The organism is Sphingorhabdus sp. (assembly GCF_035329025.1).
In the GTDB taxonomy this organism is placed as follows: domain Bacteria; phylum Pseudomonadota; class Alphaproteobacteria; order Sphingomonadales; family Sphingomonadaceae; genus Sphingorhabdus_B.
The window spans coordinates 1-11,998 of sequence record NZ_DAOLHN010000030.1 but is presented as its reverse complement, the minus strand read 5'-3'; the positions used below and the strand labels follow the sequence as shown (position 1 = coordinate 11,998).

The following is an 11,998-nucleotide window of genomic DNA, read 5'->3' as shown; positions in this document are numbered from 1 at the left end:
GTTTAGCTTTCTGATTTCGCACTACGCCACGCAGAGGTTCGCAAACGTAAATAGAGCCAGACCAAACCGAAAATTGGCAGCGTGGCAAATCCAGTAGCCAGAGTCGGATCGAATATCGGCACAGCGTGGGCCACCGCTTTGATCAGATAGCCAAACAGCCCGATGGCATAATAACTGACTGCGACTACCGATAGCCCTTCAACCATATGCTGTAGATGGAGCTGTTGGCTGGCGCTGCGCTCCATCGAAGCCAACATTGCACTATTCTGCTGCTGGATGGCCAAATCAACACGCGTGCGCAGTTGTGCGGTGGCACGTTCGGTTCGCAATGAGAGGCGTTCAAGTCGCCGCTCGAAAGTCTGGCAGGTTCTTGCACCAGGAAGCAGTCTTCGTTCGATGAAGTCGCCAAGTGACTGGTAGCCGGCAATGGAACGAGCCTCCAATGCTTCCAGTCGTTGCATCGCGATTTCGGTATAGGCAGCAGTCGCGCTCAACCGAAAACCTGTCTTTGCTGACAATGCGGCGACCGATGTTGCAATCGAGACGAGGTGATCCAGCATTGCCTCAGCGTCGCTTTCGTCGTTCTGCATTGCGTTGGTAACTTCCAGCAAGTCCGTCTCAAGGTTGGACAAAGCGCCATTTTCCTGCTGCGCGACGCGTAGTCCCATCAAAGCAAGATTGCGGTAATTGCCCAACTCCTGAAGCCGCTGCAACATGCGGCCCAGATCGCGCGTATCCGCACCATTCGCAGCAACCAGCAAATGTCCGAAACCATTTTCATGGACCTTGAAATCAGACCAAATTCGAGCAGTCCGATCGATATGTGTGCTCAGCAACTCGTCGGGATCAAAGGCTGCCTTGTCGAGGAGCGCGATCGCCGCTGCATCATTCTCGACGACGACGATATGTGTCGCGCGCATGACTGCGCCGGGCACGTGGTGAAGCCAGTCGAGCAGATTTGGATCGAATATATCCATTACAAAATGGAGCGATCGAGAAGCTGGTACGATCAGCGTTGTGGTTGAAGCCTCGCTGTGGCGTTCCCACAGAATGATAGTTCCGTCTTCGGCATGTGCTTCTCAATGTCTGGCGCTACATCGCGTTATCACGGGTTCAAAGGGAAGTGTCTGAATATAAGCCTTTTCGGCCTCGCGATTTTCGCTCTCCACGATATGAAGTGTTTGAAGAACGAGTGCCGGAACAGGTATAGGAGGCATGCGTCGAAGGTGCAGCTCCTCAATCACATAGGTGCGATCTGGATGCTCGACAAACGACCGTGTCATTGCGCTAATTGCTAATTATCCGGGCAAAGCCTGCCGCTCCGGCGGTGGGAGTTGGTAGGCTTGCAGGACGCTCCATAAGAACTTGGTCAGATGCCAGCGCAGAGAGAAATCCTCTCAGCAGCAATATTTTATCCGGATTGATCCGGTAATAAACCTGCTTTGCTTCGCGGCGGGTCAACACAAGTTCTGCCTTGCGCAAGACCGCCAGTTGCTGGGACAATGCCGGTTGGCCCACGCCGGAAAAGGCTTCAAGCTGGCCAACGCTGGACTCGCCCCGATCATGGAGATTGCCCACCAGACCAAGCCGGGTTTCATGCCCCAGAACACGGAACAGCTCGGCGAGCTCGACAATGTCATGCACATTGCCGGTCATTTGTTGCCGCCTTCGAACTTATAAAACCATAGCGGATCGTCAGCCCGTTCAACAAAAGATCGCATATCTAACGGGGGCGGTATCAGCGCAGGATCGCCTGGATGCCAACCCTCCGGCGTCACCGCGCCCCCTTGATCCACGCGCTGTAAGGCTGCGACTATACGAAGCATTTCTTCAACCGAACGACCAATTGTCGCCGGATAGGTGGTGATCGCCCGGATTACACCCTCCGGATCAATATAATAGCTGCTCCGCATTGCTGAAGCATCCTGCGAGCGGTCCGAGATCATTCCATAAGCGCGACCGATGACCAACGACGGGTCTTCGACAATCGGGAAGTTGAGCGACACGCCCAGCCCCTCGCGGATGGCGCTGATCCAGCCAAAATGCGAATAGAGACTGTCGACCGATACGGCGATGAGCGCGCAGCCTATGGCATCAAAGCGATCTTTGGCTTTGGCCAGTGCCACAAATTCGCTGGTGCATACCGGTGTGAAATCGGCTGGGTGCGAGAAGAGGACCAGCCATTTGCCTCGAAAATCAGCCAGGCTGATATTCCCCTGCGTGCTGCGCGCCTGAAAATTCGGCGCAGCATCGCCAATTTGCAGGCTGTGCGCCATCATATCCGTAACTGTCACTCCATCACCCCCGAACTACTATTTCGCCCATCATACACATTATTGCAAAAAATGTAACTGTGCAGTCGAGGCTGAGTGATAAGGAAGATCAGCGCCTCGTTTCCAACCGGTATCCACCATGACAGGCCACGCATTTGGCCATGGCCGAAGACAGATGGCTGTCCATCGCTTTGCGATCCCCTTTTGCTGCGGCATCTGCAACCAGCGCGAAATCTTGGCGCATTTCTTGGCTCATCAGCCGGAAAGCATCAGGCATGGCCTCACGCAGCCCAGCGGGGGGCTTTCCTCTTCGCCCCGGAGACTGTTGTCCTGCCGCCGTGGCGATCGCAGCCAGATCGTCGGTGGTGCGGGCGCTCTGGATCTCGCTCAATGCGGTCATCAATCCGCGCATTTCTCCGAGCACATGCGCGACATGTTCAGGTGGCAAAGAAACTGCCGTCCTGTCATCCCCCGCACCCTTTGCAATTTGTGGACCCGTGGCGCTGGAATTTGGTTCGACGCTGCTCTCGTCGAAATAGATGAAGGCGAGCAGCGCAAGGATGATGGCCAGCAAAACCGGAACCAGTATTTTGGGCAAGTTGCCGCTGGTGGGCGAGATTGACCCGCTCATTTCAATTGTCCGCCGTCATGCTGATCAAAATTGCACCACGCAGATCGCCCGCAGAAAAACCGGTAGCTTTGTCCTCAGGGTAAAGTGCATCGAGCTTTTCCTTTACCGGCGCAGAAATCGATGTGCCATGGCAGGCGGCACAAGGCTCCTCTTTCATCGGTATGGCACGCATCCAATGGCTTTTGTTGCCATCACCCCATTGGCGTATGGCGGGTTTACCCGATGCATTCAGTGGGGCCTGAGACATTGCTTGCAATTCCTGTTCAACACGGCCTTGAACCGCTGCTGCAGGATTGCGGGGTTTCAGAGCGATCCGCCGCACTTCTACGCCATATTCGTCGGAAAGTGACGCGGCTATCGCTGGTGCAGCCTGTTGGCAAACGCCAATAGCCGCTGTTGGACCACCCGCTTTCAAGGCAGCTTGCAGCTCGGCCTGCAGTTCCTTCTGGAAGCGGTCGGCAATGACTTGCGGTTGGACTTTTTGCTGTACGGGCGGTTTTTCCGTTGCACCCGAACATCCAGCCAATATGGCTAGCGCGGCCAACCCAAACAGGCGGATCACAGATTGGGATCCTCATCTTCAGGCAGGCTGAACTCGTGCCACATCCCGTTGATAATGCCGAAGGCGACTGCCAACCCCAAGCCCAATATCCATGCGAAATACCACATTGGTGCAGTTTCCTTGTTCAATAAAAGTCGGGGTTGGTGCGAACGTCCGCGAGCGTGACACGCCCGAAAAGGACTTTCATCACCCAGGCTGTATAGGCCAGCACAAGCGGCAGGAATATCAGCGTCACGACCAGCATGATGAAAAGCGTGAGATGGCTCGACGAGGCGTTCCAAACAGTGAGGCTCGACTGCGCGTCAATCGAACTCGGCAGGATGAAGGGGAACATGGACAGGCCAACGGTTGAAATGATGCCAACGGTAGCGAGTGAAGAGCCCGCAATCAGCAACTGATGGCTGCGTTTCGCCATCGCCAGCAGTGCAAGTGCAGGGCCAGCAAAACCGAGCGCAGGTGCAATCATCATCCAGGGATAGCGGCTATAGTTATCCAGCCATGCGCCAGAGGCGGCGACCGTTTTGACGAACAGCGGATTGGAAGGACCATTGGGATCGACCACACCTTCGATACGGAAGCCCATGCCATACCAGGCAACCATCGCTCCGCCCGCAGCGAACAACAGTATTGCAACGATCGCTGCCACCGATCCGATCCGGCGGGCGCGATCCATCACCGGGCCGCGTTCGATCTTCACCGACAGCCAACCCGCACCGTGCAGTACGACCATTGCCACCGAGAGCAAGCCGGCAAGCAAGGAGAAGGGATGGAACAATCCGATCAGGCTGCCTTCAAAGAAACTGCGCAGGTCGCTGTCGAGGCGGAAAGGTGCGCCTGTCAGTACATTACCCACGGCAACCCCGAAGACCAGCGCAGGCACCGCCCCACCTATGAACAGCGCCCAGTCCCAACGGTTGCGCCACGCTGCATCCGGCCGCTTCGAACGATATTTGAATGCCACAGGGCGTAATATCAACGCGGCCAGAACCAGAAACATGGCGAGATAGAAACCCGAGAAGCTAACCGCATAGACAAAGGGCCATGCGGCAAAAATTGCGCCACCACCGAGGATGAACCATACTTGATGGCCCTCCCATGTCGGGGCAATACTGTTGATGACCATACGCCGTTCGTCGTCGGTTTTGCCGATAAACGGCATCAAGGTTGCGACGCCCAGATCATAACCATCTGTCAGAGCAAAGCCGATCAGCAGCACGCCCAGTAAAAGCCACCAGATCAGGCGCAGCGTTTCGTAATCAAGGGGAAGTCCCATCATCTTTCTCCCTTATTCTGCAGGTACAGGCGCGTAGCCGACACCGGGCAGGCTGGCGGCCCCGTTGTTTTCATGATGCGGTGCTTCGACGGGCCCCTTGCGGATCGTCGCGAGCATCAGGCGAATTTCGATAACCGCGAGCGTCCCGTAGAGCAGAGTGAAGCCGATTATTGTGGTCCAGATCTGCGCAATGGAGAGCGAGGAGGCCGCGAGGAAAGTCGGCAAGACCCCTTCTACCGCCCAGGGCTGGCGCCCGATTTCGGCCAGCACCCAACCAAATTCGATCGCAAACCATGGCAATGGAATGATGGCTACGGCGAGACGGAGGAACCACTTCCGGTTGAAGCCGCAAGCCGATGCGCAATAGAAAGCTGCCGCAAAGAAGGCGATGAAGAAGAAACCAAGCCCGGCCATGAAACGGAACAGCCAGAACATCACTGGGACATTGGGTATCGTATCGCGTGCGGCCTGCAAAATCTGGGCATCACTCGCCTGACGCGGATCACTGATGTAGCGTTTGAGCAGCATTGCATAACCCAGATCAGCCTTATGCCGTTCAAAGGTCTCGCGTGCTGCCATGTCCTCGCGATCAACTTTCAGTTTTTCAACAGCATCATAAGCCAATATGCCTGTGCGAATACGCTCGTCCGCGCGCAGCACCAGTTCGTTGATGCCCTCGACTTCACCAGAAAGGCTGCGGGTGGATATCAGGCCGAGTACATAGGGAATCTTGACTTCATAATGCGTTTCCTGCGCAGCCATGTCGGGAATACCGAAAATGGCCAATCCGGCGGGAGCCGGTTCGGTTTCCCACATCGCCTCGATCGCGGCGAGCTTCATTTTCTGGTTGTCAGTCAGCGCATAACCAGATTCGTCCCCGAGAACGACCACCGAGAGCGAAGAGGCCAAGCCGAAAGCGGATGCGACCATCATCGAACGGCGCGCGATACCAACCCATTTGCCTTTGAGCATATACCAGGCGGACACGCCAAGTACGAAAACCGAAGCGGCGACATAGCCCGCGCTAACGGTATGGACGAATTTTGCTTGGGCAACGGGGTTGAACAGAACCGAATAGAAGTCAGTGACTTCCATTCGCATGGTTTCGGGATTGAATTTCGAACCGACCGGATTCTGCATCCAGCCATTGGCAATCAGAATCCAGAGCGCCGAGAGGTTGGAGCCGAGGGCGACCATGAAGGTCACCATCAGATGCTTGACCCGCGACAATTTGTCCCACCCGAAGAACATCAACCCGACGAAGGTCGCCTCAAGGAAAAAGGCCATCAGCCCTTCAATCGCGAGAGGTGCGCCGAAAATATCGCCGACATAATGCGAATAATAGGACCAGTTGGTCCCAAATTCGAATTCCATCGTTATACCGGTTGCGACCCCGAGTACGAAGTTGATGCCGAATAATTTGCCCCAGAAACGGGTGATCGTCCGCCATATTTCGCGGCCCGTCATCACATAGATGCTCTCCATGATAACAAGGATGAAAGACAGACCGAGCGTGAGCGGAACAAAAAGGAAGTGATACATCGCCGTCAGCGCAAATTGCAACCGCGACAATTCTACAACTGCCATATCCATCGAATTGCTCCATATACTAGGCACCGCGAGCGATATGCAGGGGAGGCCTTCGACTCAAAAAATGAACTTCATTTATACAAATAATGTATCTATATAATTGAACTGATGTCAAGCTTCAAAATGCCATCCGATGCTCACCGCGGACAGACCACATTGCCCAGCCGTCCGCATATGGCACCTGTGGGCTGGTGGCTTGCCGATGTGTTTGGTGCTGCAATGCTTGCCGCAGGGCTTGCCAATTGCATAAGCACCGTCGCCGGATCTGCGGGCTGGTTCGGCATCGGAACAGCGGTTTTGCTAATCGTCGGTGGCGGCGTCGTGAGATCCCTGGCGCAATTTGCCGCACGCTATTCCGCACAGAAGGCCGCAACCTCCCACAAGGGGCAGCTGCGTACGCGACTCCATCAAATGCTTTTGGTTTCGGGCACCCGGCGCAACCGCCTCATTGGTGAAGATGTTCGCCTTGCGATTGATAATCCGGAGGCCATTGAGGGTCATGCGGCCCGCTACCTGCCTATCAGAGCCGCTGCCACGCTGTCACCTTTGCTGGTTGCGGCGCTCGTGGCACCGGCGAGCTGGGTGGCCGCGGCTATCATGCTGGCGACGCTGTTGCCCTTTGCACTTGGAATGGCGCTGGCCGGTTTTGCCGCGCGCAAGGAATCCGATGCACAACTTGCTGCGCTTACCCGCATGTCGGGACTATTTGTCGACCGGGTGCAAAATCTGCCTTCGATCCTCGCTTTTGGCGTTGAAGGGCGGATTGGTCGTCATCTGGCGACAGCTACGAAAGAGGTCGCTGACCGGACAGTCCATGTGCTGCGGATCGCCTTTGCCTCCAGCGCGATCATGGAGTTTTTTGCTGCATTGTCGGTCGCGCTGATCGCTGTTTACGCCGGTTTCTCGCTGCTCGGCTTGTTACCCTTTCGGGCACCCGAACAACTTGGACTGACCGAGGCCTTCTTTGCGCTGGTGATGGCGCCGGAATTCTATCTGCCCATTCGCCGCCTGGCGACCGCCTATCACGAAAAACAGCAGGGCGAATCGGCTGCATTGCGGATCGACGAGGAAGTGAGGCAAATTGATCAGGCGGACATTTCGGTACGGTTGGAAACCATGCCGAAGCAATTGGGATTGCGGAACTTTGCGCTTCGCTACCCCGATGGGCAATGTATCGGCCCCTTCAACGGCCTGTGGCAATCACCCGGTCTGCACATTCTGCACGGTCCGACGGGATCGGGAAAATCGAGCCTGTTGAAAGCTATTGCGGGGTTAATACCAATAGATCGGGGTGAGCTTGTCGCCGATGGAACAGCGATTGATCCGAATATGTTGGCTGGCAAACTTGCATGGGCCGGGCAAACAGTTGCACTGTTTCGCGGTGATTTGCGCAACAACATTGCCCCATGTGGAACCGAATATAGCGACGATGCTCTATTGGCACTTGCCGCTCGTCTCGGTCTCGAAAGCATGTTTGGGGAGCGAAACGGACTCGACGCCATCATTGATCATAGAGGCTCGGGCCTTTCGGGCGGCGAGCGACGGCGCATCGGGTTAATGCGCGCCATCGCATCAGGCCGCCCATTGCTGCTGCTCGACGAGCCTACCGCAGATCTCGATGATGTCGCTGCCCGTGCGGTCATTGACCTGCTGTCTGAAGCAGCGCAGACCTGTTTGATCATAGCAGCCACGCACGACGACCGGTTGGTCGCAGCAGGCCATTCTGTGCTGGAATTGCGATGATAGAATCGCTTCTCAAAGACTGTGAGAAAGGCCAGGGGGCCGCCAATCGCACGGCGATTTCGCTATCCATTGCCGGCGCGCTTTCCGGAATTGCCCTTTTGGCGCTTTCAGGCTGGTTTCTGACCGGCGCTGCATTAGCAGGTGCAGGCGGGCTCATCGCGGTGCGAGGCTTCAATTACCTGCTGCCAAGCGCAGCAATCCGGATGCTGGCGATAACGCGCACCCTCTCCCGCTATGGCGAGCGACTGATCGGCCATAAGGCAGCGCTACAGACATTGGCGCAATTGCGGCCTGCATTGTTTCTCCATCTGGCGCAGCGCGAACCGCAAGCCCTGTTTGCTGAGCGCAGCGGTGTTATCGCCGCTCGCCTGGGTAGCGATGTCGATCGGATCGAAAATGATCTGATTCACCGATTGGGCAAACCGGCACATTGGCTGTCTGCACTGGCGGGAACAGGCGGCGTAGTGGCTATGGGCGGGTTGGCATGGCTGCCTTGGCTGGCTGCACTGATTGTAATGCGTTGGATGCCTCTTCAGTTTGCCCGAAAAAGAATGCTGGCGCTATCTGCCCAGCTGGCGGATAGCTTGGCCGCGCTGCGGGCCGACTATGCCGATTATGCCCGCGCGGGTGCCGACATTTCTATTTATGGGCTTGGGCAGCGCGTTGCACAATCGCTCGGCGAGACGGCACGTGAACATGATGCCGCCCGCCTTCAATTCACACGGATCGAAGCAATAGTACAGGCCTGTCAAACCGCACTGACGGGGGTCATGATCGCAGCGATGTTCTTGCTGGCCGATGCGCCTGCACCATTACTCGCTCTGGGCGCTCTCGCTGCCTTGGGAGCCGCCGAGGTCTGGGGGCAATTGGTGATGGGTGACCTTCGGGAAACCGAACGCGCGGACGCTATAGTCAGGCTTGAAGCGTTGCTGGCTTTACCCATTCGAACCGTGGAGGACGAAACGTCCATTTCAGCCACCCCGACGCTGGAATTTGTCAGTGGAAATAGTCGCTTAATCGTCGGGCCGGGTGAACGGCTGTTACTCGACGGGCCGTCCGGAGCTGGTAAAACACGGCTTGCAGCAATGCTGGGTGGGCTTCGTGTCGATGCGCCCGAAACATTGCTAATCGACGGCATCGATGCGCGCGCACTGCCGCTAGACGTTTTACGGCAAATATCAGCGCCAGCAATGCAAGAGCCCGGCCTGATAGCCGGCTCGGTTGCCGACAATCTGCGCATGGCGCGGCCAGGCATAACGGAATCCGATATGTGGCAGGCGCTCGATACGGCCTGTGCTTCAGACTTTGTGCAGGGACTTCCTGACGGGCTCTACCAATGGCTTGGCGAAAGTGGTGCGCGGCTTTCCGGAGGGCAGCAAAGGCGGATCGCTCTGGCACGCGCTCTGCTGGCGAAACGACCCTGGCTGGTGCTTGATGAGCCGAGCGAAGGTCTTGACGCCGAGACAGAGGCCCGCCTGATTGATCGGCTGGACCGGTGGCTGGCCGATAGCAAAACCGGACTGATTCTGATCAGCCACCGGCCAATGATGGCCACGCTGGCGGTGCAGCGGTTGCAAATCGGCAATCGCTGACATCCATTCAAACATTCACTTTCATTAATCGATATATTGTATTTGCAATTATGTGCCGTGGGTGGCATTTTCAATCCATCGAAATTCTAGAAAAGGAATTGCAAATGTCTCTCCATATTGGCGATATCGCCCCCGATTTCACCGTCGACACCCAGGTGGGTAAAATCAGCCTGCACGATTGGGCTGGCGACAGCTGGGTCTTTTTCTTCAGCCATCCCGCCGACTTTACCCCGGTCTGCACGACCGAGATGGGGCGCACGGCGCAATTGGCTGATGAGTTTGCAAAGCGAAATGTGAAGCCGCTCGGCCTTTCGACCGACTCGGTTGAAGAACATCATGAGTGGATTGCCGACGTCAACGACACCCAGCACACCAACCTTACCTTCCCGATTGTCGCGGATACCGATCTGGCCATTGCCAAGACCTATGAAATGATCCACCCCGATCAGAGCGAAACGGCGGCTGTGCGTTCGGTGTTCATCATCGACCCGAAAAAGAAGATCCGCCTGACCATGACATACCCGATGAGCGTTGGACGGAATTTTGACGAAATCCTTCGCGTTATCGATGCATTGCAGCTCAGTGATGCCAAGCGCATTGCAACCCCTGCGGATTGGACCCCGGGCAAGGATGTCATCATCCCGCCGTCAATCGCCAATGAAGAAGCCGCCACCCTGTTCCCGCAGGGTTGGGTCGAACATCGCCCCTATCTGCGCACCGTAAACGTCAAATAATCTTCGACTGGTTTTGCCAGTTCGATGACAGCAGGGTCCGGACGCCACCTCCTCCTGTCCGGGCCCTGCATTTGCAATCCGCTATCAACCGTTAATCGGTTAACTGAATGACCGTCAGCCGAAATATCGGTTTTCTCAATCTATCCTCAGGCGCTAACAGGCAGTGACGAGACATTTGATCTCGTGGGGAGGGATCGGGACAATGTTGAGGAAATTTGAGTCATTGGTGGAGCCGGGTGAGCAGGTGAAAGCCCTTGCAGACCCGATATTCCGGTTCTTGACGAGCTTGATCTTCATCATCGGCGGGCTGGGACATTTCGGCAGATCGAACGAAATGCTTGCGCGCATGGAGGAATCCCCATGGCGCGACACAATCAACGCATTAGGCGATCCAATCTGGTTGCTTTGGCTGTCTGGAGGCGTGTTCGTTGCGGCAGGGATAGCACTCGCGCTGGGCTGGATGACCCGTCTGTCTGCCATCGCATTGTTTACAACGTTGGTCCCGATTACCGTCACAATCCATTTCGCGCCGGGTCACGTTGGGCCACTATTCAAAAACGTTGCGATCCTTGGCGCGCTGCTGTTGATTTTCGCTCGTGGGTCAGGTCATTATGCACTAGATAACCGGCCTCGGAAATGAGATCTTGCGTCCCAACTTGCGGAAAAATGTCATGCTATCCATAGTCAGAACCGGGATCGGAATTGTTTCCCTCGGCTTGATGTCGTCGCAATTGAGCGCCGAGCCGACACAAATTGCCGTGCGGGTGATTAGCGCGGATGCCAAGTTCATTGGCGACAGCATGGGTGGGGCAGCGGTGACATTACGCGATGCCCGTACCGGCAAACTTCTCGTTCAGGGCAAGACCAAGGGCGGCACCGGCGACACTAAAAAGATCATGGAAACAACTGGGCGAAGCCCGCTGCGCTCGACGCCCGATGCCGCTGCTTTTCTCGCGACGATCGACATTGATCGACCGACGCTCGTTGAAGCGGTCATAACAGGGCCGAACGCAAAACCGCAATCAATGGTGACAGTGCGCGCGCAACGCTGGGTCTTACCCGGCAAAGACCTGACGATTGGCGATGGCTGGACTATCGAATTGCCAGGGCTCGCGATAACTCCGCAGATAGCCCGAAAGGATGAGGGACTCTGGGTTGACGCCAAGGTGGAATTGATGTGCGGCTGTCCGATTACACCGGGAGGTCTCTGGGATGCAGCCGAATATGAAGTGGAAGCGACCGTCTGGAAAGGCAGGAGGCCGCTCGGCTCTGCACCGCTAGCTTTCATCGAAGCGCCCGGCCGTTTCGCTGGCACAATCGCGACGCCAGCCAAAGGCCGATACCGGATCGTCTTGTTCGCGCGAAACCGTAAAACAGGGAATAGCGGGGTTACGGAACTTGACTGGAAGTTTATCAGTCAAGGCCGATAAGGCATTTTGACGAGTACGATAGGCACGACCGTGTTGCAGTGATTTCCCGGAACCAAGCTATGGGAAATTAAATATAAAAACCGAGATATGTGTGGAGGCCCGAGCCGGAATCGAACCGGCGTGCAAGGATTTGCAGTCCTCTGCGTCACCACTCCGCCATCGGGCCTCGC

General features: G+C 56.2%; 12 protein-coding genes, 1 tRNA gene and 1 pseudogene. 5 read left to right on the top strand and 9 right to left on the bottom strand.

Going from position 1 to position 11,998, the window contains the following annotated elements; translation table 11 throughout:
- Nucleotides 1-2: 2 nt before the first annotated feature.
- The 8 genes and pseudogenes from PKC81_RS09740 to PKC81_RS09705 form a co-directional block, all read right to left on the bottom strand.
- Nucleotides 3-1,283, bottom strand: a pseudogene (locus PKC81_RS09740) (DUF3422 domain-containing protein).
- A gap of 4 nt (nt 1,284-1,287) precedes the next feature.
- The gene (locus PKC81_RS09735; RefSeq protein WP_324335534.1) at nt 1,288-1,656 is read right to left on the bottom strand and encodes a metalloregulator ArsR/SmtB family transcription factor; all 369 of its coding nucleotides are present in this window, start codon (nt 1,654-1,656) and stop codon (nt 1,288-1,290) included.
- Entirely contained in the window at nt 1,653-2,276 is a 624-nt protein-coding gene (locus PKC81_RS09730) for a peroxiredoxin (RefSeq protein ID WP_324335589.1), read from the bottom strand. The genes PKC81_RS09735 and PKC81_RS09730 overlap by 4 nt, the downstream gene beginning before the upstream one ends.
- Nucleotides 2,277-2,382: 106 nt before the next feature.
- A complete protein-coding gene (locus PKC81_RS09725; RefSeq protein WP_324335532.1) occupies nt 2,383-2,904 on the bottom strand; it encodes a hypothetical protein in 522 nt (173 codons plus the stop codon).
- Between the two features lies 1 nt (nt 2,905).
- Nucleotides 2,906-3,466: a DUF3365 domain-containing protein gene (locus PKC81_RS09720; protein ID WP_324335530.1), complete on the bottom strand. Its 561-nt coding sequence runs from the start codon at nt 3,464-3,466 to the stop codon at nt 2,906-2,908.
- Nucleotides 3,463-3,573 (bottom strand): cytochrome bd-I oxidase subunit CydX, encoded by a 111-nt coding sequence (gene cydX, locus PKC81_RS09715; protein WP_298603702.1) that lies wholly within the window; start codon nt 3,571-3,573, stop codon nt 3,463-3,465. Before cydX ends, PKC81_RS09720 begins: the two co-directional genes overlap by 4 nt.
- A 17-nt stretch (nt 3,574-3,590) precedes the next feature.
- Nucleotides 3,591-4,739: a cytochrome d ubiquinol oxidase subunit II gene (gene cydB, locus PKC81_RS09710; protein WP_324335586.1), complete on the bottom strand. Its 1,149-nt coding sequence runs from the start codon at nt 4,737-4,739 to the stop codon at nt 3,591-3,593.
- Between the two features lie 12 nt (nt 4,740-4,751).
- Nucleotides 4,752-6,332, bottom strand: a complete 1,581-nt coding sequence (locus PKC81_RS09705) for a cytochrome ubiquinol oxidase subunit I (protein WP_324335527.1) — start codon at nt 6,330-6,332, stop codon at nt 4,752-4,754.
- Nucleotides 6,333-6,437: 105 nt separating this feature from the next.
- Between PKC81_RS09705 and PKC81_RS09700 the strand changes: the two genes are divergently transcribed.
- From PKC81_RS09700 to PKC81_RS09680, 5 genes are all read left to right on the top strand, one after another.
- The gene (locus tag PKC81_RS09700) at nt 6,438-8,072 is read left to right on the top strand and encodes an ATP-binding cassette domain-containing protein (protein WP_324335525.1); all 1,635 of its coding nucleotides are present in this window, start codon (nt 6,438-6,440) and stop codon (nt 8,070-8,072) included.
- On the top strand, nt 8,069-9,664 hold the full coding sequence (locus PKC81_RS09695; RefSeq protein WP_324335523.1) for an ATP-binding cassette domain-containing protein: 1,596 nt from the start codon (nt 8,069-8,071) through the stop codon (nt 9,662-9,664). The genes PKC81_RS09700 and PKC81_RS09695 overlap by 4 nt, the downstream gene beginning before the upstream one ends.
- Before the next feature lie 104 nt (nt 9,665-9,768).
- Nucleotides 9,769-10,398, top strand: a complete 630-nt coding sequence (locus tag PKC81_RS09690) for a peroxiredoxin (protein WP_324335520.1) — start codon at nt 9,769-9,771, stop codon at nt 10,396-10,398.
- A gap of 202 nt (nt 10,399-10,600) precedes the next feature.
- Complete coding sequence (locus PKC81_RS09685; RefSeq protein WP_324335519.1) at nt 10,601-11,038, top strand: DoxX family protein; 438 nt, start codon at nt 10,601-10,603, stop codon at nt 11,036-11,038.
- Nucleotides 11,039-11,117: 79 nt separating this feature from the next.
- Nucleotides 11,118-11,828: a hypothetical protein gene (locus PKC81_RS09680; RefSeq protein ID WP_324335517.1), complete on the top strand. Its 711-nt coding sequence runs from the start codon at nt 11,118-11,120 to the stop codon at nt 11,826-11,828.
- 92 nt (nt 11,829-11,920) lie between these two features.
- Here PKC81_RS09680 and PKC81_RS09675 read toward each other — a convergent pair.
- Nucleotides 11,921-11,994: transfer RNA gene (locus PKC81_RS09675), tRNA-Cys, on the bottom strand.
- Between the last annotated feature and the right edge of the window lie 4 nt (nt 11,995-11,998).